At 45.0% G+C, this 26672-nt stretch carries 26 protein-coding genes and 1 other RNA gene; 17 read left to right on the top strand and 10 right to left on the bottom strand.

All coding sequences use genetic code 11. The features are described from left to right. Positions 1-11: 11 nt before the first annotated feature. The 6 genes from AZI85_RS15795 to AZI85_RS15770 form a co-directional block, all read right to left on the bottom strand. Positions 12-2312, bottom strand: a complete 2301-nt coding sequence (locus AZI85_RS15795; RefSeq protein WP_063244956.1) for a glutamine-synthetase adenylyltransferase — start codon at positions 2310-2312, stop codon at positions 12-14. Further along, positions 2305-3687: a PD40 domain-containing protein gene (locus AZI85_RS15790; RefSeq protein WP_063244955.1), complete on the bottom strand. Its 1383-nt coding sequence runs from the start codon at positions 3685-3687 to the stop codon at positions 2305-2307. The genes AZI85_RS15795 and AZI85_RS15790 overlap by 8 nt, the downstream gene beginning before the upstream one ends. Positions 3688-3697: 10 nt before the next feature. Beyond that, a complete protein-coding gene (locus AZI85_RS15785) occupies positions 3698-4531 on the bottom strand; it encodes a cell envelope integrity protein TolA (RefSeq protein ID WP_063244954.1) in 834 nt (277 codons plus the stop codon). Then, positions 4528-4944 (bottom strand): ExbD/TolR family protein, encoded by a 417-nt coding sequence (locus AZI85_RS15780; protein WP_063206610.1) that lies wholly within the window; start codon positions 4942-4944, stop codon positions 4528-4530. The genes AZI85_RS15785 and AZI85_RS15780 overlap by 4 nt, the downstream gene beginning before the upstream one ends. Before the next feature lie 8 nt (positions 4945-4952). Continuing rightward, positions 4953-5690 carry a protein TolQ gene (gene tolQ / locus AZI85_RS15775; protein ID WP_063244953.1) on the bottom strand — a complete coding sequence of 246 codons (738 nt, stop codon included), beginning with the start codon at positions 5688-5690 and terminating at the stop codon, positions 4953-4955. A gap of 72 nt (positions 5691-5762) precedes the next feature. After that, entirely contained in the window at positions 5763-6629 is an 867-nt protein-coding gene (locus tag AZI85_RS15770) for a hypothetical protein (protein ID WP_253721031.1), read from the bottom strand. A gap of 213 nt (positions 6630-6842) precedes the next feature. On the opposite strand from AZI85_RS15770, the gene AZI85_RS15765 reads away from it, so the two are divergent. From AZI85_RS15765 to AZI85_RS15740, 6 genes are read left to right on the top strand one after another with little or no spacing between them, the layout of a single operon-like run. Then, on the top strand, positions 6843-7298 hold the full coding sequence (locus AZI85_RS15765; protein WP_063206012.1) for an RrF2 family transcriptional regulator: 456 nt from the start codon (positions 6843-6845) through the stop codon (positions 7296-7298). Further along, entirely contained in the window at positions 7288-8739 is a 1452-nt protein-coding gene (sufB, locus tag AZI85_RS15760) for a Fe-S cluster assembly protein SufB (protein ID WP_063244951.1), read from the top strand. Before AZI85_RS15765 ends, sufB begins: the two co-directional genes overlap by 11 nt. A gap of 24 nt (positions 8740-8763) precedes the next feature. After that, positions 8764-9513: a Fe-S cluster assembly ATPase SufC gene (gene sufC / locus AZI85_RS15755; protein ID WP_041872487.1), complete on the top strand. Its 750-nt coding sequence runs from the start codon at positions 8764-8766 to the stop codon at positions 9511-9513. A gap of 21 nt (positions 9514-9534) precedes the next feature. Beyond that, positions 9535-10791, top strand: a complete 1257-nt coding sequence (sufD, locus tag AZI85_RS15750; protein ID WP_063244950.1) for a Fe-S cluster assembly protein SufD — start codon at positions 9535-9537, stop codon at positions 10789-10791. A gap of 3 nt (positions 10792-10794) precedes the next feature. Continuing rightward, positions 10795-12024 carry an aminotransferase class V-fold PLP-dependent enzyme gene (locus AZI85_RS15745; RefSeq protein WP_063244949.1) on the top strand — a complete coding sequence of 410 codons (1230 nt, stop codon included), beginning with the start codon at positions 10795-10797 and terminating at the stop codon, positions 12022-12024. Further along, positions 12021-12581 carry a NifU family protein gene (locus AZI85_RS15740; protein WP_063206016.1) on the top strand — a complete coding sequence of 187 codons (561 nt, stop codon included), beginning with the start codon at positions 12021-12023 and terminating at the stop codon, positions 12579-12581. The genes AZI85_RS15745 and AZI85_RS15740 overlap by 4 nt, the downstream gene beginning before the upstream one ends. Before the next feature lie 5 nt (positions 12582-12586). Here AZI85_RS15740 and AZI85_RS15735 read toward each other — a convergent pair whose 3' ends face one another. From AZI85_RS15735 to ssrS, 3 genes are all read right to left on the bottom strand, one after another. Continuing rightward, positions 12587-13138 (bottom strand): hypothetical protein, encoded by a 552-nt coding sequence (locus tag AZI85_RS15735; RefSeq protein ID WP_063206017.1) that lies wholly within the window; start codon positions 13136-13138, stop codon positions 12587-12589. Then, positions 13117-15114 carry a hypothetical protein gene (locus AZI85_RS15730; protein WP_063244948.1) on the bottom strand — a complete coding sequence of 666 codons (1998 nt, stop codon included), beginning with the start codon at positions 15112-15114 and terminating at the stop codon, positions 13117-13119. Before AZI85_RS15730 ends, AZI85_RS15735 begins: the two co-directional genes overlap by 22 nt. Positions 15115-15242: 128 nt before the next feature. Continuing rightward, positions 15243-15419: non-coding RNA, 6S RNA (gene ssrS, locus AZI85_RS15725), on the bottom strand. 137 nt (positions 15420-15556) lie between these two features. Here ssrS and AZI85_RS17700 point away from each other — a divergent pair. Genes AZI85_RS17700 through AZI85_RS15695 form a run of 7 tightly spaced genes read left to right on the top strand, consistent with a single transcriptional unit; the run spans position 15557 to position 21408 of the window. Next, a complete protein-coding gene (locus tag AZI85_RS17700; protein WP_172795346.1) occupies positions 15557-15715 on the top strand; it encodes a hypothetical protein in 159 nt (52 codons plus the stop codon). Positions 15716-15768: 53 nt separating this feature from the next. Further along, positions 15769-17175: an exodeoxyribonuclease VII large subunit gene (xseA, locus tag AZI85_RS15720; protein ID WP_063206019.1), complete on the top strand. Its 1407-nt coding sequence runs from the start codon at positions 15769-15771 to the stop codon at positions 17173-17175. Beyond that, a complete protein-coding gene (locus tag AZI85_RS15715) occupies positions 17176-17400 on the top strand; it encodes an exodeoxyribonuclease VII small subunit (protein ID WP_063206020.1) in 225 nt (74 codons plus the stop codon). Between the two features lie 2 nt (positions 17401-17402). Further along, on the top strand, positions 17403-18272 hold the full coding sequence (locus AZI85_RS15710) for a polyprenyl synthetase family protein (protein WP_063244947.1): 870 nt from the start codon (positions 17403-17405) through the stop codon (positions 18270-18272). 2 nt (positions 18273-18274) lie between these two features. Continuing rightward, positions 18275-19054 carry a TlyA family RNA methyltransferase gene (locus AZI85_RS15705; RefSeq protein ID WP_063244946.1) on the top strand — a complete coding sequence of 260 codons (780 nt, stop codon included), beginning with the start codon at positions 18275-18277 and terminating at the stop codon, positions 19052-19054. A 44-nt stretch (positions 19055-19098) separates the two neighbouring features. Next, complete coding sequence (locus AZI85_RS15700; RefSeq protein WP_063244945.1) at positions 19099-20079, top strand: patatin-like phospholipase family protein; 981 nt, start codon at positions 19099-19101, stop codon at positions 20077-20079. A gap of 9 nt (positions 20080-20088) precedes the next feature. Beyond that, positions 20089-21408: an aminopeptidase P family protein gene (locus AZI85_RS15695; protein WP_063244944.1), complete on the top strand. Its 1320-nt coding sequence runs from the start codon at positions 20089-20091 to the stop codon at positions 21406-21408. Positions 21409-21463: 55 nt separating this feature from the next. Here the strand turns inward: AZI85_RS15695 and AZI85_RS15690 are convergent, their stop codons facing one another. Continuing rightward, positions 21464-22210 carry an HAD family hydrolase gene (locus tag AZI85_RS15690; RefSeq protein WP_063244943.1) on the bottom strand — a complete coding sequence of 249 codons (747 nt, stop codon included), beginning with the start codon at positions 22208-22210 and terminating at the stop codon, positions 21464-21466. Positions 22211-22261: 51 nt separating this feature from the next. On the opposite strand from AZI85_RS15690, the gene AZI85_RS15685 reads away from it, so the two are divergent. The 4 genes from AZI85_RS15685 to AZI85_RS15670 all read left to right on the top strand — a co-directional run bounded on the left by AZI85_RS15685 (position 22262) and on the right by AZI85_RS15670 (position 26666). Then, positions 22262-22717: a hypothetical protein gene (locus AZI85_RS15685; protein WP_063206026.1), complete on the top strand. Its 456-nt coding sequence runs from the start codon at positions 22262-22264 to the stop codon at positions 22715-22717. A gap of 5 nt (positions 22718-22722) precedes the next feature. Then, entirely contained in the window at positions 22723-24354 is a 1632-nt protein-coding gene (locus tag AZI85_RS15680) for a glycerol-3-phosphate dehydrogenase/oxidase (protein ID WP_063244942.1), read from the top strand. A gap of 161 nt (positions 24355-24515) precedes the next feature. Then, entirely contained in the window at positions 24516-25544 is a 1029-nt protein-coding gene (locus AZI85_RS15675; RefSeq protein WP_063244941.1) for a hypothetical protein, read from the top strand. Between the two features lie 78 nt (positions 25545-25622). After that, on the top strand, positions 25623-26666 hold the full coding sequence (locus AZI85_RS15670) for a rod shape-determining protein (protein WP_015089392.1): 1044 nt from the start codon (positions 25623-25625) through the stop codon (positions 26664-26666). The last annotated feature ends 6 nt before the right edge of the window (positions 26667-26672 follow it).

Raw genomic sequence — 26672 nt, 5'->3', positions numbered from 1 at the left:
CTCTCTCACTATTAGTGAGGCTGCCTGCGAGGGTCAAGTTCCTTCAGGAGTGTAATATTCCCGTCTATCAGACGAGAAACTTCCAGTTGTAATTCATCAGGAGCAATTTGGAGCGCCAAGGCAAGCGCTTGAAAGGACTCGTGATTTGACTGCAGTTCCACGAGTGATTCTGACGCGACAAGTTGTAGCATTTGCTCGATTTGACGCAATCGATCGTAATTCTGTTGAAGAACAGATCCTTCGGCTCCCATGGCTGCAAAAAAACTCGTCGTATTCGAATTCTTAGGAGTGATTTTGTGAAAAAGGACAAAGGCTTGAGCCGCAAGTTCTACATCCACCAAACCGCCTTCGCTGTATTTCAAATTCGATGCGGACGGCACTACAAGTTGTGTGCGGATTTTTTCAAGCTCCAAAAGATCCGCATCTGTGAGGCCGCGATGGATATAGGATTGAAAAGGAGAAGTTTCGCCCTCGCCAATATAGCGCGCTTTCAGATAGGCCTGTCGTTCCCATCCGGAAGCTTCTTTTAAAAGATAATCTTCCAAATCTTTGCGAGGAATTACGATGGGGCCTGCTTTTCCTGAAGGGCGAAGGCGCATGTCGATGGAATAAATATTTCCTCCGCGATGTGGTTCTGTCAGGCGCGTGATAAATCTTTTAGCGACTTTGAAATCGTTTTCGGTAGGTTCTGCGGGCACGACGAAAATAAAATCCAGGTCTGATCTAAAACCCAATTCTTCTCCGCCCCATTTTCCTAAAGCTAAAACTTGGATGTCGGAAGGATGATCGCGTTTCAAAGCGCGCAGCAAATTTTCGACAACCAAATCGGCCGTTGAAGTCAGATTCTTCACTAAGATCGGAAGATTTTTATCTTCAAGATACTGGCTGCCGTTAATGACCTCAGAAAGCAGCTTCTTTTCAGCAAGCTCTTCTAATAAAGATCCAAGATCGTCTGACAGCTTGTCTTGCATTCGATAGACAAAGCTGTCCAGAAGTTCGGGACGATTGCAAAGAATGCGCGACAGATATGGTGAATGACCAAAAAGCCAGGCAAGTTCTTGAAGCAGTTCCTTTTCGCGCAAAAGCATGGAAAAGAAAGAGGCTTTTGCGCGCGTGCCATGAATAAAATCTTTTAAAAGCAGAAGGCCTCGGCGAATATCACCTTTTTGTTCACGTAAAGTCTCTAAAAAGGCTACAAGAAAGGCTTTGCGCGCAAGCTCATCGCGGTTCTTGTTTCGTGAAAGAACTTCTTGTCCTAGAATTTCCTGCCAAAGATCTTGAATGTCATTTTCGGCCAAACCTAATTTTTTAAGTTCTTCTTCTAATGAAATATCTTGAGGAGCTTCTCCCAGAAGACCTTTTACAATCTGATCACAACGCTTCATCTGTGAAGGCAGAGTTTTCAATGCTTGTAAGATGAACTCGGGGTGTTCCTCTTGTGTATTGATCAAATGTGTTTGTTCGTCATTGAGCGCTTGCACGTAGTTTTCAATGCTTCTTAAATTCCAGTAGTGAGAATTTAAGAATTGCGCCTCATCAGACGGCAGAAGCTGCTTTTGACTTAATAGATCTAAAGCTTTTGTCGTGCCGCGAACTTGTAAGCCGGGATCTTTTCCCCCATGAATGACTTGCAGGGCGTGAGCAAAGAGTTCGACATCGCGAATACCGCCAATTCCTAATTTTAAATCAATAACTTCCGAAGTCGTTCTTGCCCAATAGTGACTCTGAATCTTCGAGCGCAAAGTTTTTAAGTCTTCTAAAAGAGTGAAGTCCAAGTGCTTACGGAAAGAAAACTTTTTTGAAAAAGAAAGAACTTCATTTTCAACGGTACTATCTCCACAGATAGCGCGCAGACGAACAAACGCTAATCGCTCCCAAGTTTCTCCGTAGTTACCGTAGTAGTCTTTGAACTGATCTAAAGTAGGAATAAGGGGGCCTTGTTTTCCGCCAGGACGTAAATCAAAGTCCACGCGAAAGACGAAACCTTGGAAGGTTCTTTCAGTTAGAAGCTTCTGAAATTTGCGAAGCGCGGATAATGAAACTTCGTTCTCGCTTTCAGCGACGAGTAAAACATCGACGTCTGAGCTTAGATTTAATTCCAGCGAACCCAATTTACCTAAGGCAAAGAGAGCGACTTTTTGTCCCGAAAAGCAGTGATGAAAAGCGGTCTTAAGAAGATGGTCCGCAGTGTGGCTCCACTCAAGGCAGATTTTTTGCGCGGACTCAGAATTGTTTTTTGATGCCAGAGCGAAGCGAGACCAAATCTCGTTTCGCTCTTTTCTAAGTTGTTCCTCTAAAGGAAGATTACTCAATGTTTTTAGACCACTTTGGTTTGTAGTAGTTGTAGTTATCTGTCGTCACGCGACGCTCTTCAGTTCCGTCCACAGTAGAAATATAGATCTGATTTTTTCCCGTGCGGTTGCTTGTGTACATCACAAAACGGCCATCTGGAGAAAACGAAGGATCTTCGTTGCTAGCCCATTTGCCATTAGGTCGTTTCGCCGAAGTCAGGCGGATCATTCCGGTTCCGTCTGCGTTCATCACGAAGATGTCGAAGTGGTCTTCACTCTGTCCAGCAAAAGCGATTTTAGAACCGTCTGGAGACCAGCTTGGTGAAGAGTTAAAGACACCCGCAAAAGTAATACGTTTTACCGCGGAACCATCGCTATTAGCTGTATAGATCATCGGGCGACCCGCACGGTCTGAAGAAAAAGAAAGCTTTCCATCGTTAGAGACAGTCGGCTCTACGTTCATCGCGCCAGAAGGACCATTGGTGATTTTGCCAACAAGTGTTCCATCTAAAGTCATTTTGTAAATATCAGGACTGTTTCCTTGAGAGATCGTCAAATAGATGTGACGGTTGTCAGGTGAAAACGCCGCGCCCGAGTTAATACCTTGGCGATAAGAAATTAAAGAACGGCGGCCTGTGCCTAAATCTAACAAAAGCATATCCGCGTTTCTAAATTTCGCACCTACACGCTTTACGTAAGACGTATAAGCAATTTTCTTTCCATCAGGAGACCAAGCCGGAGAAATTGAAATACTGCGATGGCTGGAAACTTGTTCCATATTTGCGCCATCCCAATCCATCACAAAAATCTCTTTTGTTTGTGCGTTGGCGCGATCCGAAGAGGCAACTACTTTTGAAAGGAAAGGACCTTCTTTACCAGTTAAAGCTTTAAGAACGTCGTTAGAGAACGTATGAGCAATACGACGTGCGCTGGAAACAGGGCCTTTATATTTCTTCCCGGCGATCAAGTTCGCGCGTGGAACGTGGTAAAGATAGGTCTCTAAAGTTAATTCGTTACCTACGATTGAGTATCCCGCACGGATTAAGAAGTCGGCGCCAATAGCGGACCAGCTTTGAAACTTAAATCCATTCGGAGATCCCGGCGCAGGCATCAATCCCGTTTTGCTTGTGTCTTCAAGAAAAGCACTTTGGCTGATGAACTGGAAGTAAGCAGACACGGTCAGGTCATTCGTAATGGTATTAAAAATTTCAACACCCACGGACTGATTTTTTGATCCAGCAGAAGGAGATCCAAAATATTGAATTGCGGGCAAGGCCAATAAACTTTTTTTCGTGCGAGCTTCACCTAATTTAATATAGATCCCGCTCGACTGAGCTTGAGCGAATAAAGGACAAATGCCTAATACAAGGAGCAAGGCTAAGAGCTGCTTCATCATGTGTGATCTCCTATTCTGGGAATCCGATCATAATTCCATCTACGGATACGATGGCCAAAAACTTCTCTGGCGGAGCCGGGAAGGGGGCCGAGTTATCAATAGTTTGCAATACCGCTTCATCGTAACTGGGATTGCCGCTACTTTTAACAATTTTTCTGCCTAAGATGTTTCCGCGCGAATCAATAAAGACAACCGCTTGTGCCTTGAAGTCGCGCTTTGCTAACCACTCAGGAAGAGCCCAGTGGTTTTTGATGTGTTTATCTAAGTCAGAGGCATAGGTATCATGCTGAAGTTTTGTGAGTCCGGTTAAAGATGTTCCCGGTGACAACACATTGCCTTTGATTTTCTGGGCGCCTGAATCCGATTTTCCCGCACCGGCTGCGGCCTTGCGCTTTTCTTCAGCGACATCATTCTTGATTTTATCTAAGGCCGCCATGGCTTTTAGTTTTTCCAGCGCACTTTGCTGTTGCGATTTTACTTTTTCAAGATTTACGCCGTCTTCTTTTTTAGCCACAGGTTTAGCGGGCTCTGGCTTCGGCGGAGTTTTCTTTTCAACCACTTTTTCAGGTGGTTTTTCCACAGTTTTTTCCTCGGCCTGATTTTTTTCCGGCAAGGCGGCCTTCGCCTCTTCTTTCGCAGGAGCTGGCAAAGTCTTTGGTTCTACTTTATCTGGAAGTCCCACCATGTCCACGCGGACAGCTTGAGAAAAATCAATAGGTTCGGGAGTAAAGAAAACAGCTTTCAGTGTGAACACTGAAATAATAGCCGCGTGCAAAGCAATAGAAATCCCTATGCCGCGAGAAAGTTGATCGTCTTGCTGTTTTTCTTCTTCTAAATAGTTCACTGATCTTTTGGAACCGTGATAAGGCCGATGTTAAAGATCCCGGCAGCGCGCACTTCCGCCATAGCTTCCGCGACGAAGCCGTAATCTACTTTGCGGTCTGCTTGGATATAAACTTGTTTGTTCTTTTTATTTTCAAAAATAGCTTTTAATTTTGGACGAAGCTCATTCATGGCAATTTTCGTTTTTGCCACTGTCATCTTTTGGTCCGGTCCAATCACCAAAACAAAAGGCTCTTCGTTCAACTCCACTCCCGAGGACGAGGTCTTCGGAAGATCCACTTCGATTCCTTGTTGCATCAGCGGAGTCGTCACCATGAACATAATGAGAAGTACCAGCATGACGTCCACTAAAGGCGTCACGTTGATCTCACTTAATGTTGCGCGGCTTTTTGATTTTCCGCCCCCATTACCCATTCCCACGATTAGTTTCCTTGGAAGAAGTTGCGTTTAACAATGTTCAAGAAGTCCGCGTTGAAGTTGTTCAGAGCGATTTCTTGTTTGCGAATGCGAGAGATAAAATTGTTATACAAAACAACGGCTGGAATTGCCGCCGCAAGACCGATCGCTGTCGCAATCAATGCTTCCGAGATACCCGGCGCTACAACCGCAAGGCTGGCTGTTCCGGTTTGACCGATTTTATGGAAAGAGCCCATGATCCCCCATACCGTTCCGAAAAGACCGATGAAAGGGCCTGTACTTCCCGTCGTCGCTAAAACAGTTAAACGAGATTCCAATTTGGAAATTTCGTTTTCAGAAGCTTTATTAAGGACACGTTGAAGATTGTCGATGCCAGAAAGAATCGGTTTATCACCTTCTGTTTTTGCCAAAAGAGGAGATTCAGAAATCTTTTTCATTTCAAGATACGCCGCCTTAAACACACGCGCGATTGAAGAATCATTATATTGGTCGATATCTTCATAAAGTGTATCAAGGGAATTCACTTTCCAGAATTTGCTTAAGAAAAGTTCGTCCGAGTTATTCATCTTTTTAAACGTTTGGTATTTTGTGAAACCAATGGCCCAACAGAAAACCGAAAGAAGAATAAGGATTAACAGGGTCAATTGAACGACAGGGCTTGCTTGAAAAATTGCATCCATGGAGCTTGTGTTCACTGACACAGAGGGTGCGGCCTGAGCCACGTTAACAAATAAAGCGGACATATCTTGACCTCCGATATGGGACGCATCGATCCCTAAGGTAAAAAGATATGTCCAAATGGTCCTGAGTTCAACCTATTGAGCAGGACCTTGGCCGAGAAGATGAAGTAATTGTGATAAATTGTCCGTGATCAAACCATCTGCTTTGTAGCGACTCGCTTCAGCAAATTGAGATTCACTTTGAATAGGACCCAAGAAAATTCTTTTTTTGCGTCGACGCATTTCTTCAATGATGTTGTCGTTGAATGCGGGGCGTTTCATCAATGTAAATGGTGCGATGAAAACATCTCCAGCAAATTGCGTCGATGGCAGAATCCACATCGAATCAAATGTCAGCATGCGCATAAGATCTGGAGTGCTTGTTCCATACACCCACTCTGGCTTGATCTCTTTGATCGTCTTCATAATGATCAAAGCATCGCTTTGAATAAGAGTGCGCTCGTTGGGTTTTGAATCTTGGATCGTGGTCACAAGCGTTGTGTGCGCATCAGCCACGTTATCAACGACATTGAGGATGAAGCGAGTTTGCGGAAACTGTTCGTAGTATTCCTTCAGCGCGGGAGTGTTTTTATAAAACTCGTTGATTTGTTCCCATGGATATTCATTCAGCTTTCCACCAATCATGATGGGCGTAGAGGGATTTTCCTCTTGCAGCTTGCGTTTCACATCTAGGAATTCAACATCTCGAGAAGCGGGCAAAATAAAAGGCGTCTTTTCGCGAGAAAAGCGCACATCCAACCAAAGAACGACGTCGGACTTGGTCTTGATCGCCTCTTGGGCTTTTTCTAGAGTGTCCGCTTTTACGATAATCAAGGGTGCCGGGCCCGAAAAGAAAGCGTGCTCGTAAGCTTTGTAGTGTTGGCCCAGGCCCCAAATACGGGCGGACAAAATAAGAATACCGACGACGGCAAGGCTGCAAATGGTAATGAAAAAGATTCTCATAGGACCTTCGTATAGCACCCTAAGGCATTGAAATCAGCAAATTTTTCCAAAACTCTGTGATTCTTTTCTGTCACAGTCTTAAATACGTTAAAATTAGGCGTATTTACCCTTGTTTTTCATTTCACTTTCGTTTAGAAACGGGGTCATAGCCCTACTGTGGACGCACATTTAGATGCCCACTGAAAGCAGCTCAAAAAGAGCAGAGAACGAATCATGAACAAGATCAACCGCAAACTCGAATACGCCCTCATGGCTTTAAAGCACATGAGTAAAAAGATTCCTGGCGAATTGACGTCCGCGAAAGAAGTTTCCGATTCTTTTAATACGCCTTTTGATGCGACAGCTCGAGTTATGCAACAAATGGCACAAAAAGGAATTCTTCGCGCCGAATATGGTGCTAACGGTGGTTACCAAATCACGAAGGATCTTTCTAAAGTTTCTATCCACGATCTTGTGGAAATCATCGAAGGCCCAACGGCTTTGGTGAAGTGCCTTCATAAAGAGGCTCCTTGTGAAATTCAAGGAACTTGCAACATTGTTTCACCCATCACTCAACTTAATCATCGTCTCACGGAATTCTATCGAAGCCTGAGTTTGAAAGAGCTGCTTGTGGATAAATCATCATTGGCTGGCAAAAAGTCAGCGGAGGCTGAGGCTCATGGACAATAAATCCTCCAACAACCCTCTTGAGTCTTACGAATACAAATACGGTTTTACGACAGATATCGAAACCGACGACGTTCAAAAAGGTTTGAACGAAGACATCATTCGTTTGATCTCGCAAAAGAAAAATGAACCTGAATGGATGTTAGAATATCGTCTGAAGGCTTATCGTCATTGGCTAACAATGGTAGAGCCAACATGGGCGCATGTTTCTTATCCGAAGATTGATTTCCAGGATATTCGTTACTATTCCGCTCCCAAAAAACAGGCGGAAGCTGATAAACCAAAATCTTTGGATGATTTAGATCCCGAGCTGATCAAGACATTTGAAAAGCTAGGCATCCCTTTATCTGAACAGAAACGTATTTCTGGTATTGCCGTTGACGTGGTTTTTGACTCCGTCTCTGTCGGCACGACACACACAGAAGTTTTGGAGAAAGCGGGAGTTATTTTCTGCTCTATTTCTGAAGCTGTGCAAAAGCATCCAGAACTTGTTAAAAAATATCTGGGTTCGGTTGTTCCTTACACTGACAACTACTATGCGGCTTTGAATGCCGCTGTCTTTACAGATGGTTCTTTCTGCTACATCCCTAAAGGTGTTCGTTGTCCGATTGATCTTTCCACTTACTTCCGTATCAATGCGAAGGACACAGGTCAGTTTGAAAGAACTCTGTTGGTTTGTGATGAAGGTGGTTACGTGAATTATCTTGAGGGCTGTACAGCGCCTCAACGTGACGAAAATCAATTACATGCCGCTGTTGTTGAATTGGTAGCTTTGGATGATGCAGAGATCAAGTACTCGACAGTTCAAAACTGGTACACGGGTGATAAAGAAGGTCGCGGTGGTATCTACAACTTCGTAACGAAGCGTGGAAAAGCGGCCGGCAAGCGTTCAAAAATTTCTTGGACACAAGTAGAGTCAGGCTCTGCGATCACTTGGAAATATCCTTCTTGTATTTTACAAGGCGATTATTCTGAAGGCGCTTTCTATTCTGTGGCTTTGACTCATGATCTGATGCAGGCCGATACCGGCACGAAGATGATCCACATCGGTAAGAACACAAAGAGCACAATCATCTCAAAAGGTATTTCAACGGATAAGTCTTCAAATGCTTACCGTGGCCAAGTAAAAATCATGCCTTCAGCAGAAAACGCACGAAATTATTCTCAGTGTGATTCGATGCTTGTGGGTGATAAGTGCAGTGCTAGTACTTATCCATATATTGAAGTGAAAAATAAGTCTGCCATGATTGAGCACGAAGCGACGACTTCACGTATCAGTGAAGATCAGATCTTCTATTTGCAATCTCGTGGTTTGGACATGGAAAAAACAATTTCGATGCTCGTTAACGGTTTCTGTAAAGAGGTCTTTAAAGAATTACCTCTAGAATTTGCCGTAGAAGCCGTGAAGTTGATTGAAATGAAATTGGAAAACAGCGTGGGTTAATCCCGCGACGTAAAGGTAAGAGTTATGTTAGAAATTAAAAACCTCCATGCACGTGTTGAAGAAAAAGAAATTCTTAAAGGTTTGAACCTGACAATCAAGCCAGGTGAAGTCCATGCGATCATGGGACCCAACGGTTCTGGTAAATCGACTTTGTCTAAAGTTCTTGCGGGTCATCCTGCTTACGAAGTGACTGGTGGCGAAGTAAAATACGAAGTGAACTTCCAAATGAAAAATCTTTTAGAGCTTGAGCCGGATGAAAGAGCGAAAGAAGGCATTTTCTTGGCGTTCCAGTATCCTATCGAAGTTCCGGGCGTATCTAACTTCACATTCTTGCACACGTCTTTTAACTCGATCTTGCAACACCAAGGTTCTGAACCCATGCCTGAAGGGGAGTTCCGTGAATTCCTCGTTCAGAAATTAAAACTTGTCGGCATGAAGCCAGAGTACTTGGATCGTCCGGTGAACACAGGTTTTTCTGGCGGTGAAAAAAAGAAGAATGAAATTCTGCAAATGGCGGTTTTATCTCCGCGCTTAGCTCTTCTTGACGAGACAGATTCAGGTCTTGATATCGATGCTCTTCGCATTGTTTCTGAAGGTGTGAACAAGCTTCGTCGTAAAGACAACGCGATCGTTATGGTCACTCACTACCAAAGACTTCTTGATTATATCAAGCCTGACTACGTTCACGTTTTGTTGGGTGGAAAGATCGTTGAAACTGGCGACAGCTCTTTGGCCTTGAAACTTGAAGACAAAGGGTATGACTGGTTGACGTAAGTCAGCCGTCGAGGTGAAGAAATGAATTTGCTTTCAACCTATGAAAAATTCAGTCAAACACAACCGGCAGAAGGAGCTTTGGCTTCTTTCCGTCAGGCAGGGTTTGACTATGCTTCTCGCAAGGGTCTTCCGACCCGCAAAGATGAAGAGTGGCATTATACTAGCGTAAAAGTTCTGGGAGAGACGGAATACACTCCAAGTGCCGTAAATCCTTTTGAACCTAGCCACGACACCGTGGTGACGATCAAAAAGTATTTGAATCCAGAATTTATCAACATCGTTTTCTTTAACGGTGTCTTGAATAAAACTTTATCTGAAGAATTGCCGATGGGCTTTTCTTTGCGCGAGCTTTCAGAGTATCCGACTCAATTCGATGATACTTTTGATGCTCTGAACGGCGCTTATCTTTCGAAGCCGTTTGTTCTTTCGCTCGCGAAAGAAACCTCTGTGGAAAAACCTGTGAATTTCGTGTTTTTCACTTCTACGGAAGGTGGCAGCCCTTTGATGGTGAATCCGCGTATTTCAGTAAACATCGGCGCGCGTTCCTCTGTTAAGATTTTAGAAAGCTACTACGGGCCAGCCACTTCTTATTTCGTGAACTCTGTAATGGATCTTCACGTAGGTGAAAGTGCGAAGGTCGTTTACGTGCGTGTTCAAGGTGAAGGGGAGTCGGCGGTGAATATCGGTCGCACTCGTCTTACAGTTGAAAAGAACGCGAATGTGGAAAGCTTGGCTTTTGCGACGGGTGCGATGTTGTCTCGTCACTCTTTAGATGTGACTTTAACGGGCCAAGGCTCTTCAACAGAGATCTTGGGTGTTTACGCCGTCAGCGGCAAACAACACGTCGATAACACATCTTTGATCAACCATCAGGTTGGTGAATGTCACACGAATCAGCTTTATAAAGGCATCTTGGATGGAGAATCCCGCTCTGTATTTAGCGGTAAAGTTCTAATCCAAAAAGGCGCGCAGAAAGCGGATTCAGCTCAGCTGAATAATAATTTGCTTTTAAGCTCTAAGGCTGAAGCGGATAGCAAGCCTGGTTTAGAAGTTTATGCTGATGACGTAAAGGCAGCGCACGGTTCGACGGTGGGTCAATTGAATCGCGAAGAGCTTTTCTATTTACAATCACGTGCGATTCCCAAGTCAAAAGCCATTCCGATGCTAAGCTACGGTTTTCTTTCTGAAGTTATTTATAAAATTTCTGACGACAGCATTCAAAAATGGCTGACTCGTCATTTGGATGAAGCGTTCACGCGTCTTCATGTAATTGGATAGGAAATGAGTCAACTAGAACAGATCTTCACCTCAGTAAGAAATGAATTCCCCGCACTGACACAAAAGGTGCATGGGAAGAATTTGATTTATTTGGATAGCGGCGCAACAACGTTGAAGCCGAAGTCGGTGATTGATCGTATTACTCATTTTTATTCATTTGAAACTTCCAACGTGCATCGTGGTGCGCATTACTTAGGTGATGTTGCCACTCAAGCCTTTGAGTCGGCTCGTAATAGCGTGGCTCAATTCTTAAACGCGCGTATGTCGGAAGAGATCGTTTTTGTTCGCGGCACCACTGAGGGTGTGAACCTTGTTGCTCACTCGTGGGCGATGATGAATCTAAAAGCCGGCGACGAAATCCTAATTACGGTGATGGAACATCACGGGAATATCGTTCCTTGGCAAATGGTCGCCGAAAAAGTCGGCGCGAAAGTGCTGGCGGCAGACATTTTAGATAATGGCGAACTGAATATTGAAGATTTCAAAAAGAAACTTTCTTCTAAAACAAAAATGGTGGCTTTCACGGGCTGCTCGAATGTTTTAGGCACGAACAATGATATGAAACTTTTGACGAAGCTTGCTCATGAAGTGGGCGCAAAAGTTCTTATTGATGGTGCCCAAGTTGTTTCTCAGGCCAAAGTGGATGTGCAGGACATCGATTGTGATTTCTTTGTATTTTCGGCTCATAAGGTTTTCGGACCTTTCGGTATGGGTGTAGTTTACGGAAAAAAAGAAATTCTAGATGGAATGTCTCCGTATCAGGGTGGCGGCAGTATGATTGCTAAAGTCACTGTTGAAAAGACGACTTACAACGATGTGCCTTTCCGTTTTGAAGCCGGAACGCCACATATTGAAGGCGCGGTCGGATTGCATGCGGCGATTGATTTCGTCAACCGCATTGGACTAGATAAAATCCACAGCTATGAAATGGATCTTTTAAAGTATGCGACTGAAAAGTTGTCAGCGATTCCAGATGTGAAAATCTTCGGAACTTCTGAAAACAAAGGTCCTATTCTTTCCTTTAATATTAAAGGAGCTCACCATTCTGACGTAGGACAAATCCTAGATCAGGAAGGTGTTGCCGTTCGCGCGGGTCACCATTGCACTCAGCCTTTAATGACTAGACTGGGTGTGCCTGGGACAGTGCGCGCTTCTTTTTCCGTGTATAATAATCGTCAAGATATAGACGCTTTAGTAAAAGCCGTGGCGAAAGCCCGGGAGATGTTGTTATGAGCAGCCAAGATGTACTCATCCGTATTCAAGCGACTCCAAATCCCAATGCTTGGAAATTTGTATTGGATCGCCCTGTATTGAATGAAGGCAAAGCCACTTACGCTGATGCCAAAGAAGCTGATCAAAGCTTGCTGGCTTCCGCCTTATTTCAAGTCGAAGGTGTTCGTCAGGTTCACTTCTTTCAGAATGTGATCACGATCACGCACAACTTCGATGCGGATCCCGAAGAAATTCAAAAGAATGTATGCGCTGTGATCCAAACGCGCATGCCCGTGCACAATCCTAATCAGACGCAAATGGATGAAAAGAAATTGCGTCGTGCAAGTCTTCCTCCGGAAGTTCAGCGCATTGAAGAAATTTTGGATGAAACGGTTCGTCCTGGTTTGCAAGGCGATGGCGGTGACTTGGATGTGGTGAAATACGAAGACAATAAGCTTTACGTGTTTTATCAAGGGGCTTGCGGAACTTGCCCAAGTGCTACATCAGGAACTTTGATGGCGATCGAAGGAATTCTTCGTGATCAATTCAATTCCGAAATCGAAGTGATTCCGGTTTAATTTTCTTATCGGCCGACTGGTTTAGACTCGGGACCGAGTTGTTCATCAGCGGCCTTTTTCATTTCCGAAGCCACAGATTCCCACGTATCTTCAGGGCGGCTGACTACAACGGCAGAGCTTCCCATCTTTTCTTCTCCGCGAGCACCCGATGCTTGCAAGGAAATCATGCGCTGCTTTTCTTTATTAAAGCCGCTAACTGTCAGTCTTACTTCGACGATCTGACCCATTTTAACGTTAGCAAGGCTGTCGCTCAGCTGACCTTCAACCACTTGCACATCTTCAGGAAGGGCCCAGACATACGAAAGATCGCTAGTCATTTCTTGATTCACTAAAATCCGTCCTACGAGGTTTACATCAGAGTTTCCTGATTCAGGAATTTCAGTCGGAGCCACTTCTACTTTTAGAAGAGCAAGATGTTTCCCCACGGGAACTGGCATCCAGAACTTGCTTTTCACCGAAGCAGGTTCGCGTTTTTTATCCTTATTGGAAACATAGGCCCAGCCTGTGATTCCAAAAATAAGAGCTACGAATAAAGTTAAGGCTGTTCTGTACCGCATAGCTGCTGGGATCCTTTTCTAATTGTGTAAGTCGACATGCCAACCATCTGCCAGTTAGGTTTTTCGTACGCATTGATTTTTACGTTGAGCATGTAGTAACCCGCTGGAAGGCCACTTAAAGAAATTGTTTCTGAACTAGACGCTACCGTTCTACTTTGTTTTGCAATGTAAGGACTTTTGTAATTTGCATACCAATAATCATCTTCGAAGTAGACGTAAGATCCGTAATAAAGAATCAGATCCAGATCTGGCGGATAGCTACCCGACGTAGAGATATCAATTGTAAGAGTCGCAGATCCGCCGTCGTGCTTATACAAATAGAAGTCATTGTTTTTTTGCTGGTTAGAACGACGGACAGAATCCGAAGTGCCCATCTTAACCTCAGTGGTACCACCGTTGAACGTCACGCCACTGCAAGTGCCCGAAGACAAGAAGTAAGCATAATCATGAGTGGTTTTATTCTGCTTTTCTTCATTCAAAATGTCATTCCATTGAGTTGTATCGAAATTACTTTGATCTAAGAGCCAGTTAAATAACCCCGCATTTGGAACTGGATATTTGGCCGTATTTGCAAGACTTAAGCTTAAAGGGTTCGCACGATTGTGGCCGACCGTATCTTCGCCTGAAAAAACTTTCCAGATATTTGCAAATGTTATCCCGCCACCGGGCTTTGAAGCGTCGTAATTTGATGAGGTGCTGCGAGTAGATTTATAAAGAGTACGAGCGATTGAAACTTCACGGAAGGTTCCTGTGCCTGGAAGATCATCATCTACGTTATCTGGTTGTGAACTGTCTGTTCCAACGGCCGCGAGATTGAACGAAATACCAATACAGGTCGAACAACCGCCCTTATATCCGTAGGTGTCCACATAGTAATTAAACTTCTTCGAGGCTGGGAGTCGGTTCTCAACAGGCGTGACAGGGGGGGATTGCTGTCTGGCTTCTGAATAGGCCTCCGCTCCGGTGAGAATTGCGCCCTGTAGGAAGTTTGCCCATCCTTCACTCCAAGCTAGACGCGCGTCAATGATAAAGTTACCGTTGTGCGATCCGCCCGGAGATTCAGAGTTTCCATAAACGTCTTCTAAGAAATGACCGTATTCATGAAGAATCACGGAGTCGTCAAAGTGATCGGTATCTGATCCCTTCACGTCTCCATTCACTCCGCCAAGAATATAGAGCTTTCTTTCGCCCGGAGAATAGAAAGAAAGTGGACTTGAAGAGTTGAAGTAAGAATAAGGATTAAAACCGGCTTTCCAATAGACGGTCACTTTTTCAGCCACCCACCACTTGTTAGTGTTGGTTTCTGGTTGTCCCGCCACAGTACCATTCTTGTTGATGTTGCGACGAATGTATTCGTTAGCTAACAAAATGTCGTACATGATGTTGAAAGCCCCGCCTTCAATTTTTGAAGAGATGGCTTCATTAGCTTCTGCATATACCGGTGACGAAGTCAGATCCAGTGTTCCTGAAGTTACGTTGGAGCTTCCAATAGTAAATGTCTTAGAGATAGAGTACGGTGTGTTCGCGTAAATATCCTCTAAGATACTGACCTTGAGGTAATCGTTGTAAGCCCGAGAGAATACTTTCAGAGTGTATGTGCCTGTTGTTTTAGGCATCTCAAAAATCGCTAAACCGTTCGTATTTGTTTCGCCTTGTTGAACACGGTTTCCGCCAGAGTCATACACGTGGAATTCAGCAAACGGGATTGGGAATGCATTCGCAGCCGAAACGACGGCACCAAGTCCGTTGCGGTTGTTGATGTCCTCAGGAATAGCAAAAGTCAGCGCTCGATAAAGAAATTTCGCTGGAATCGTAACTACCACGGGGTCACTAATATCCTTGGGACTTCCATAGTAATCAGGCTCCGCCGAGGCCGGTCTAGAGGCATAGTCATTCGGCGAAAAGCCGCCGCCACCGCATGCAGTAATAGATAACGAGAGGATGCAAATAGCAGCCGCTAAAATCCTTGATTTCATAAGGAACTTATCGGCCTTAAAAAGGCATGACTGAACGCGGGTTTAGATGGAATTTTCTTTTAAATTTGTCGCAAATTGACGAAGTTTTTTGCAGGACTGTCTCAAGAAGAAACGCTTGGAAGAAATAAAAAAAAGGCTCGATGGCCACTCTGAAAACTAAACCTCTATAGCTAAGGTGGGCGACCATGGTAACAACTTTAGGCTTCTCAATACGAGTTGAGCTTGCACACCATTGTCAGGGACAGTCCCCGTGATTATGCTTGTAAGGTTTATTTTCGATGAGCTTTACGCCGTCGAACCCTTAAAAACATTCTATCATGGAAGTTCGTCCCGTCAATTAAACCGGACTCTTACTTTGTGGCAAAGCTCCGATAAATTGCTTATGACACCAGAAAAGCTCGATTTTATTTTTCCGTTCTTCGTTTTTTTCTATGGACTGTTAATGGTCTTTGTGCTGGAAAACCCTTATCTGGCGCGGGTTGGCCAAGAGCGCATGGGCGAGATGTATCAAAATCTTGCTCGTCATAAATCTCTTGGGTGGGTGTGTTTCTTCGTCGGCGGTCTATGGTCCGCACAAAACGTGTGGTATTCATCTCTGTAAGTTGACTCTCAATGTATTGACTCAAGAAGCAGGGGAGACTAACTTCTGCTTCCATGTCAGATGCTCCAAATCAACCTCTTCGCAAAACGGATGTCTCAGCTCAAGCCACTCTCGGCGCGGCTGATATATTAACGAAATCCAGCGAGCCTTCGATTCTTTCTATTGAACAACTGAATGTCTACATCAAGCAGTTGCTGGAAGGCCAAGTGGGCATGGTGTGGGTGAAGGGCGAGATCTCGAACTTCAAGGCTCACTCTTCGGGGCATTTCTATTTCAGTCTGAAAGATCCAAAGTCGCAGATTACCGCTGTGATGTTTCGTGGTCACAACTCACGATTAAAATTTAAACCGACAGATGGAATGGAAGTGATCGTTCGTGGCCGTATCACGGTGTACGAACCTCGTGGCAACTATCAGCTGATGTGTGAAATGATGGAGCCTGTGGGTGCCGGCGCTTTACAAAAAGCGTTTGAGCAATTGAAGGCGAAACTTAAGGCCGAGGGGCTTTTTGAAAGTTCACGCAAGAAAGCGATTCCGACGTTTCCACGTCACATCGCCGTTGTAACATCTCCAACGGGTGCCGCTATCCGTGATATTTTAAACGTCCTCTCTCGCCGTGCGAAGTCCATTCAAGTCACTGTTGTACCGACTGTGGTACAAGGCGAAGGGGCGGCCCCGCAAATTTGTGAAGCACTAAAAAAGGCGTTGAAGCTTCCTGGTGTTGATGTCGTGATCGTAGGTCGCGGTGGCGGTTCTATTGAAGATATGTGGTGCTTCAACGACGAAACCTTAGCGCGCCTTATAGCTTCAAGCTCTATTCCAATTATCTCTGCTGTAGGGCACGAGATCGATTTTACCATTGCCGACTTTGTAGCTGATTTACGTGCGCCAACGCCGTCAGCTGCGGCTGAACTTGTCGCAAAAAGTTCGGGCGAGCTTGTGAATAAAGTCAAATCATTGGAACGCATGCTTCACATGTCTTTTGAAAAGAAGATGAAGCACTTACGCGAAAAGATGTTGGGACTGTCAAAACGATTGGTAGATCCTAAGCGCCGTTTGCAAGATTTAGAATTAAGAAATGACGATTTGTTAAATCGCTTGGAATTTGCGATGAATCGTTTATTGAAAGAGCGTTCTCACCGTGTCGAGCTTTTGACAGAAAAGCTGGGCTCGCCACAAGATCTGATCGATGAAAAACGAAAAGACCTTCAGTACCTTAAAGCGCGTACGGAAAAAGCACTTCTCTTTTCCATTGAGAAAAAACATGCTCGCATGTCACGTCTGATGGGTATTCTAGATAGCTTAAGTCCGCTGAAAGTCGTGGAGCGTGGCTACTCGATTGTTACAAAAAATAATGAAGTTATTAAATCTGCGAACCAAGTGAAAAAAGGCGATATGATCGACGTACGCCTGGCACAGGGTTCGTTGACGGCTGTCGTTGATAGCGTGAAAGGTGAATAAATGGATTTCGAGAAAAAATTAAACCGCCTAGAAGAAATCGTTCAAAAGATGGAAAAAGGCGATCTTGCACTAGAAGATTCTTTGAAGCTTTTTGAAGAAGGCGTAAAGCTTTCTCGCGAATGCCATCAGCGTTTGAACGAGGCTGAAAGCAAAGTAAAACTTTTAATGTCTGTCGGAGCTGATGGACAACCGGTTGTTACAGATTTCTCTTCAGAGGAAAACTAGTCTTGGATTTGGCAATTCAGTTAGATCAAGAGATCGCCGCACGTGTTCAGTCCGTAAATCAATATGTGGATCACTATATTGAATCTATGGACCTTCCAAATGGACCGGCCATCGCCGAGTTAAGAAAATCCATGTTGTATTCGGCAACGAACGGCGGAAAACGCTTTCGTCCCGTTCTTTCTGTTCTTGTCGGCGAACTTTTTGGCTGTCCTGCGGAAAAGGTTCTTCCCTTCGCCACAGCCGTAGAACTTGTTCACACATACTCACTCATTCACGATGATCTTCCGTGCATGGATAACGACGACATTCGCCGAGGCAAGCCTACCAATCACAAAGTGTATGGTGAGGACTTCGCCCTTCTTGCAGGTGATGCGCTTTTAACGGAAGCCTTTTACTTGATTGCAGATAAATATAGCGATTCGACGTTTCTTGTTGGTCAACTGGTGCGCCTTCTTTCTTCAGCTGCGGGAATTCGTGGCATGGTTGGAGGGCAAGCAATTGACCTTCGCCCGGGCACACGCAAAATGACCAAGGATGAAATTGCTCATCTGCATTTATTAAAAACGGGAGCTCTTATTCGCGTTGCGGTGGAAGGAGCGGCGGTTATTGCTGGCGCTCGTCCTTCCGATGTTGAGCATCTTAAAAAATTCGGTGAAGGACTGGGTTTGGCTTTCCAGGTTGCCGACGATGTTTTAGATCACGGAGAAAAAGATCAAGACATCCGAAGCTTCACAGGAATCTTGGGACTTGAAGGTACTAAGTCTTATCTTCAAGAGGTCAGCTCTTCCGCTCTTCAAGAGCTGCACAAAGTGTCGGCGGATGCCCCGATGCTAGAGTTTCTAATTAGTTTCAATCAAAAACGCCAGGTGTAGTTATGTCTGAGAAGTTGCGCCTGGATGTCTATCTTGTCGAAAAAGGATTGGCCCAGTCGCGCACTCACGCACAAGAGTTGATTGAAGCGGGGCAGGTCTTTCTAAGCGAAGGATCTCAGCGCCGTATTTTAAAAAAAGCCAGTCAGTCTGTTACTACCGAAAGCGCCATCATTGTTGAAGCGGGCCCGGCGAATCGTTTTGTGTCGCGCGGAGGTTTGAAGCTTGAAGGAGCTTTAGAACACGTCAAAGTGTCCGCCAAAAATTTAAATGTTTTAGACGTTGGAATTTCGACCGGAGGCTTTACGGATTGCCTTCTGCAAGCAGGTGCACAGTTTGTTCTTGGTGTTGATGTCGGACATGGTCAAGTTCATAGCAGTCTTTTAAAGAATCCAAAACTGAAAGTCTGTGAGGGCGTGAACGCTCGCAATCTTTCCAAAGAGGACACCGTTCTTCAGTATGTGCCTAAAGATAAGTTTGATCTTATCGTTATGGATGTGTCTTTTATCTCGATCAGCTTAATACTTCCTGAACTCTCGTACTTTCTAAAGTCGAATGGATCGATTCTAAGTCTCGTGAAGCCCCAATTTGAAGTGGGTGTTGAAGGCCTAGGTAAGGGTGGCATCGTTAAAGACGAAAGTCTTTATGCTCAGGTTGAAAAGAAAATTCGCGAAGTGTGCGCGCAAAGTTCCTTAGAAGTCCTGGATTATTTCCCGTCACCTATCGAAGGTAAAGACGGAAACCGCGAGTTCTTCATTTATTGTCGTCATTTAAATAGAATCTGACAAAGTTGGGTGCTAGGATCATTTAAAATAAAAAAGGGGAAACAATGCGATTGATATTCTCTGTAGGTTTCATTTCTTCTTTGATCTTTGTTGTGGGCTGTCAGTCCATCCGTACGCGCGAGGACATGCGTAAGCCGCCGCAACCGCGTCCAAGTCAAACTCCACAGCAGCCGACTCCACAGCCGCCACCCATTGAATCTGATGATGAGGAAGTTGCCGAAGTTCCAGCTCCACCGCCACCTCCAGCGCCAGTTATTCCGACGATGCCTAAGATTGGAATTATCTTAGGGGCTGGTGGTGCAAAAACGTATGCGCACATTGGATTTCTTCACGAACTAACGCGCGCAAAAGTTCCGGTTCACGCGATTGGTGGTGTTGAATTTGCGGCACCGATGGCCGCGTTGTTTGCGAATAAAGAACAAGCTAACGATGTTGAATGGCAGATGTTTAAGCTCAAAGGCGAAGACGTTATCAAAACTTCTTTGCTAGGTTCGGTAAATAAAAATGCCGATGTGACGATCTTAAAAGATTTTGTCGGGACAGCGTTCAACCGTTCTAAGGCCGAAGATTTCCGCATTCCTTTTGCTTGCCCTTCTTACAACATGAAGAAGAATCAAGTCTATCTGATGAACCGTGGCGCCTTGGATCAACTCATGTACCTTTGCATGGCCTATCCGCCGTTTTTCAAGCCGTATCAAGCTCAGAATATTTCAGGTGTTCGCGATGTGACGGCTCTGGCAAATTACCTTCGCAGTAAAGGTGCCAACTATATCGTTCTTGTAAACGTGCTTCAGCCTCCGGGCGGAAAAACTTATACATTGGATGCTGCGGCAACCGACAACGTCCTATGGAATGAGATTGCAGGTCTGTATAATAAGCCTTTTGCGGGTGTAGATACTGTTGTTTACTTAGACACTACCAATTATGGTATTATGGATTTTGATAAGCGCCGCGAGATCATGAGTAAGGGAGCTGACTCAGCCGCCCGCCAACTAAAAACTCTGACTCGCAAATGGGGACTTTAGGAGATTGTTATGAGAAAACCCACTTTTGATATGAACGTTTTTGCAGAAAGAAGAAAAAAGGTCGGCCAAGAAATTCAAGGCGGAGCTTTGGTCGTGGCTTCTCACCCTGAGCATATTCGTAATCACGATGTGCATTTTCCATATCGCCAAGATTCAAACCTTTTTTACCTAACAGGTTGGGAAGAGCCTGAGTCTATCATGATTTTGCGCCCGGGTTTAGTTCCAGAAACGGTGATGTTCGTTCGTCGTCGTGATCCAGAACGTGAAACTTGGGATGGTTTCCGCTACGGTCCAGAAGGCTGTGAGCGCGAATTCAAAATCGACAAGGCTTATCCTATTGATGAATTTTCGAAAGTGGCTCCGCAACTTCTTAAGGAAGTGGACCGCGTTTATTACCGTCTTTTCAAAAACCCAGAAGTAGATCACCAAATGCAAAGTGTTCTAGAGACGGTAAAACAAATGCAAGGCCGCACCGGTTACGGTTTGTTATCGATCCATGACGCGGACACATTACTAGGCGAGATGCGCTTAGTGAAAAGTGAGTTTGAACTGACTCAATTACGTGAGGCTTGTGAAATTAGCGCTCAAGGTCACTTGGCGGCGATGCGCTTTACTCGCCCAGGTGTAACAGAACGTCAGGTTCAAGGTGTGCTTGCGCATCATTACTTTATGAAGGGTTCTGCGCGTGAAGGTTATAACCACATCGTGGCTTCTGGAAATGCAGCGACGACGTTGCACTACAACTTCAATGACCAAGTCTGCAAAGACGGGGACTTGTTGTTGATTGATTCCGGTGCGGAATACAATTTCTATACGGGCGACATCACAAGAACTTATCCCGTAAACGGTAAGTTCACAGATGAGCAAGCTCGCGTGTATGAAGGTGTTTTGAAAGTTCAAAAACAAATCATCGATTTTGTGAAACCAGGAATCGTGTTCAAAGATCTTCACGAGATGGGGACGTCATTGTTGACTGATCTTATGTTGGAATTAGGACTTCTTTCCGGTCGCAAAGAGGATTTGATCCAAGCATTGGCTCAAAAGAAGTATTACCCGCACGGAATCGGTCACTGGTTGGGTCTTGACGTGCATGATGCAGGCCTTTACTTCAAAAAAGGAGAGCCTCGTCCGATTGAAGCCAATATGTGCTTCACGATCGAACCGGGTCTTTACATCCCTGCTGAAGATACTTCGGCTCCTCAAAAGTACCGCGGTATTGGTATTCGTATTGAAGATAATATTCGTGTGACTTCAACGGGTTCAGAGAACATGACTTCGTCGGTTCCAAAAGAAATTACCGACATCGAAAAAGTCGTCGGAAAAGCATAAGCCTAGCTTTTCAATTTAAATCACTAAGCCTCTTGTGAACCAAGAGGCTTTTTTTTTAGCCTATAAAACGATGAGATAGCCACGAATGAGTTACAGCATGCTGTTGAAGTTCGTGTTCCGTTTTAAATAATTTGTCGTCGCGAGAAGCGGCACTTACTGCTAAGCCTAAGTGAGTTGCGGATTGAAGCAGCTGAAAGTCTCCCATCGTGTTACCTGAAGCGAAGAAAGGTTTTTTGCCGTCGGTGTGTTGAAGAAGGGCATCAACCTTGCCCTGTCGGTATGTGATGAGGCCTTTTTGAGTTTCCGTGATCAAACCATTTTCTATGGTTGTTTCAACGCCAATGACGTTTTCTTTTTTTAGACCCAACATTTCGGCGCCTGGTTCTACTGCCCACTTTACTGAAGCAGTCACAACGAAGATTTGTACGCCGCGGGAAAGAAATAAGTCGATCAACCTTTTTTGCTCTAAGAAAATAGGGAGGGGAGCTTGATCCTTCACGGCTTGGCGCGCCCACTCGTGCACTTGCTCCAGTTTCTGGCCCTTACAGATTTGTGCTAGCCAAAGGTAGGCCTTCTGAGGATCTTCGGCCTTCATGGATTCATAGTGATTCCAGGCATGGGGTGGAAGATCGACAAGTTTGTTATCGATTTGATAGTGGAAAAAAGTTTCTCCTAGATCGATATCCCACAGTGTTCCATCGGCATCGAATGCGGCGATGGGTGCAGAATCCTCTTTCAAAACTTGGTCTAGTGTCGTATTTATGCGGTTCCAAATCTCGATCGAATAGTCTTTGTATTTCATATTCTTCTAGTATGAAATAGGAAGAGTGAAATGACAAGGAGACCTCAGGCCATGAGCCTTTTTTGCCGTGTGATTCAGGCGGATGATTTACAGGATATTTTAGATCTCGAAAATAAAAAGCTGACAGAAGCTTATCCCGACGAGATGGAGCGCATGATGGCGGGGTGGAGCTCGAAGTTTCGAGTGGAAGCTTTGAATCACTATATTCCATTGGGCTGGAGTTTTTTGGCTCGTGATGTGGAAAGTGGCAAGCTCATGGGTTATTTCATCGCGCAACCGCTTTTATTTTTGGACGGGCAAACGCAGTCATTATGGGTAGAACACGTTCAGTATTCTTCTTTGCAGGCGCGTGACGAGCTTTGTGAGCTTGCTTACAAGTTAGGTCGCGAAAAACATTTGCAAAGAGTTTACTTTCCCAATGACAACGGAGTTCCAAACTCCATTAAAGCTTTCAAGTCAGAAAGCTGGCAACCAGGCACTCTTTCGGTCAAGACGACAAAGGGATAGAGCTTATGAAGAATTTTTCCTTCGCCAATCGTATCCAGAATATCAACAAAATGAAGACTCAGGAATTTGATCTGGTAATTATTGGGGGAGGAATTAACGGCGCGGGTGTCGCGCGCGACGCCTCGGCGCGCGGGATGAAAGTGGCGTTGATCGAGGCTCGTGACTTCGCATCCGGCACATCTTCAAAATCCAGCAAACTGATTCACGGCGGAATTCGCTATTTAGAAAACATGGAATTCAAACTGGTGTTTGAGGCGTTGAATGAACGCACTCGCTTGTTTGAAATGGCGCCTCACTTAGTTCATCCCCTTCGTTTTATGATTCCTTTGTACAAGGAAAGTCGTGTGGGCATGACAAAGATGGGGATGGGCATGTGGCTGTACGATGCCTTGTCTTTATTTCAAGCTCCCGAAATGCATGAACGCTTAAATGCAAAACATTCTTTAGAAAGAATGCCGGCGATCCGTAGCGAAAATCTTTTGGGTTCTTATATTTATTCTGATGCTTACATGGATGATGACCGTTTGGTGCACGAGACATTGCGTTCAGCCAATGACAACGGGGCTCTTTGTGCCAACTATGTTAAGGCCACGGGAGCGCAATACGAAAACGGTAAAATCACCGCGGTGACTTGTGAAGATCAAGTCAGCAAAGATAAGTTTTCCATCAAAGCTCGTCACGTCATTAGCAGTGTGGGACCTTGGACAGATCAAGTGGCGCAAAGTCTGCTTCGTGACTGGAAGAAAATTCTTCGTCCCACAAAAGGTATTCACTTAACTTTGCCGAAACATCGTCTGCCTTTAACAAGTGCCGTCGTGATGGGTGCAGAAAAAAGTGATCGCATCGTCTTTGGAATTCCTCGTCACGAAATGATTATTATTGGAACCACGGACACCGACTTTAAAGAGTCACCAGAAAACGTCTCCACAACTCCAGAAGACGTGAAGTATCTTCTATCAATTACAGATCATTACTTTCCTGGAGCAAAGATCACAGCTCATGACGTGATCGCAAGTTATGCTGGTGTTAGACCCTTGGTTCAGGATGGATCCGCATCAGAAGGTAAAACCAGCCGCGAGCACACGATTCTTAATGATGATTCAGGAATCACTTTCGTGGCAGGTGGAAAATATACGACTTACCGTTTGATGTGTCAGCAGACCGTGGATCGTGCGCTAGAATCTTTTACTTTAGAAGAGCGTGTGAAGTTTGCGAAAGCGGACACCGCGAAGCCATTAAATTCTTATACGAGCGTCGATGCATTTCATCAGGCGCAAAGTCTTGCAGACGCTTGGTCAAAAGAAACCGCTCGTCCTTTGGAAGATATCAAGTTGTTGACCGAAAGATACGGCCTTGAAGCGGCAGAAATCCTAGAGAAATATTCTGAAAACTATAGCTATTGGCAACTTGAAGCGGCTCAAGCTATCGACGCAACCATGTGCTTGCACTTGAGTGATTTTTATTCCCGCCGAGTTCCCTTGTTCCTTGCAGATCGGAACCATGGTGTTAAGCACATTGATGAAATTGGCGCTGTTTTCCAAGAGAAATTGGGCTGGAATGATCAGCGTCTTCACGAAGAAAAGCACAACCTCACGGCTTACATGGCTCGTGAAGTTGAGTGGAAGAAACACTTCTAGAGGTCCACAAACACCAAGTATCTTTTACCCTCTGACGGCCTAAGCCGTCAGCACTGTCTAACTTTTAGATAGGCCGTGTTTCCTCGTACCCCTATATTTCAGTCTAACTTGGCAGGAAGTTTGAACTTTAGGTGGCGTTGCTCGTTGGTGGAGGACGTCAGATGAGTTTAAAAAATTCTTTGCTTTTGACTGCGCTCACGATGGTTTTAGGTGCCTGTGGTAATGGCGGCGGCGGCCAACCGGTTGTCACGGCAGCGGCGCCAATTCCAAACCCAAACCCAACTCCTACATCTATTGGATATGAAGAGCTGACTTACGAATTTAAATTCAATGGCTGTTCAACAGGAAAGCACAAGCTTCTTTCAAAAAAAGAATTCTGTGATGCTTTATTGAACGATGCGCTTAACAACAACTGCGCGCGTGAATTGCGTATTGAACACTACAACCGTCAATGTACAGCGACTCAGCCTTCCAGTGCGGGGACTTTACTTCCCACAAGTGCTGCTCGTTGTATCGTCAGTGGTATGGACTTGAAAGATCGTACGTTCCTGGACAATATGAATCCATTCAATCCTCAACGACGCCAAAGTGTGCGCGATATGTTCTGGAACGGAAGACAGTCTCAAGCTTACGATCTTCTTTTTTCTAGTAACTCCTATGGCCGTGCGCGATTTTTAGTTTCTCCTGCACAAGCTGGTCGGTCCGCTCAAGGAGAGATTTTGTTACAGCAGCAAAGAGGCGATGACGCATTTTCTGCTCGTGGTGGAATGGGCTCACCACTTCGCATGGTGGTGACAAACTTTACGGATGAAAAAGAAGTCGATGCGGTGTGCATCTCTGACAAAGCCTTTCGCGTACCCAAAAAAGATTTAAGAACGGTGAAGTGTTCATTCCGTTTGGGCGGCACTCATGATCGTAACTCGACAGTTCGGGAAGAGATTTTGACATGGGATTTAGTAAATTCTGTGCAGAAAGAAATCTTCCGTACTCGTCGCAGTGGATCCATCGTCGTAAAGCTGAAACCCGCTGCCAACGGGGAAGAAGAGCGCATCGAAGTTGAAACTGTGGAGCTCGACATAGACAAAACATTCAAGGCGGAAGCGGCCCTGAATGAAGGTCTGGAAATCCGCTACCAAGGTCGCCAGACCCGTGCCGACTTCTCTCTTCAATGTGCGCCCGCGTCAAAATAACTGCGAGTCGGGCCTAAATATCTGCATTGACTCTGCTTTTCATCGCTCCTAGACTTGAGATGAAAAGAGAGAGTCCGCATGAGTTTTTTTGACAAAGTTCAAGATTATTTTTCGAATGATATTGCCATTGACCTTGGCACCGCTAACACCCTTGTTTACGTAAAAGGACGTGGAATTATTCTCGACGAGCCTTCTGTGGTTGCGGTTCAAAAAAATTATCGCGGAATGCAAAACCGTGTTCTAGCGGTAGGTAAAGAAGCCAAAGATATGTTGGGTCGTACACCTGGCAGCATCGTGGCGATTCGCCCTATCAAAGACGGTGTTATCGCCGACTTCGAAGTTACTCAGTCCATGTTGAAATACTTCATCGGAAAATCTTTGGGAGAGAAAAAATCTTTCATCCGTCCACGTATCATCATCTGCGTTCCTTACGGAATCACTCAGGTGGAAAAACGCGCGGTGAAAGAAGCCGCTCAATCAGCGGGAGCTCGTGAAGTTTATTTGATCGAAGAACCGATGGCAGCCGCAATCGGCGCGGGTCTTCCAATCACAGAACCCTCTGGAAACATGGTTGTGGATATGGGTGGCGGTACAACGGGTGTTGCCGTTATCTCTTTAGGCGGTATCGTTTACTGTAAATCTATTAAGGTTGCTGGCGATAAATTCGATGAAGCGATCGTGAACTATGTTCGCCGTCAATTCAACTTGTTGATCGGTGAAAGAACAGCGGAAAATATTAAAATCCAAATCGGTAACGCTTATCCATTCGAAGAAGAAAAATCGATGGAAATCAAAGGTCGTGACCTTGTTGCCGGTGCTCCAAAAACTATCGAGATCACTTCTTCGCAAGTGAATGATGCTTTGATGGATCCTTTGTCTGAAGTGGTTGATGCTGTTCGTACCGCTCTAGAAAAAACTCCACCAGAATTGGCTTCTGATATCGTAGATAACGGTATCGTGCTTACTGGTGGTGGTGCTTTACTAGCGAACCTTGATGTGTTGTTAAGAGAAAGAACAGGCCTTCCAGTTTCTATCGCAGAAGATCCTTTAAGCTGTGTAGTAATGGGTTCTGGCAAAGTTCTCGACCAGCTTGATCTTCTCAGACAGCTTACAGTCGACTAACATATA

It is taken from the genome of Bdellovibrio bacteriovorus, from assembly GCF_001592755.1.
GTDB lineage: Bacteria > Bdellovibrionota > Bdellovibrionia > Bdellovibrionales > Bdellovibrionaceae > Bdellovibrio > Bdellovibrio bacteriovorus_E.
Note: the sequence above shows the minus strand (reverse complement) of the source record. Positions and strands in the feature narration are given on the sequence as shown.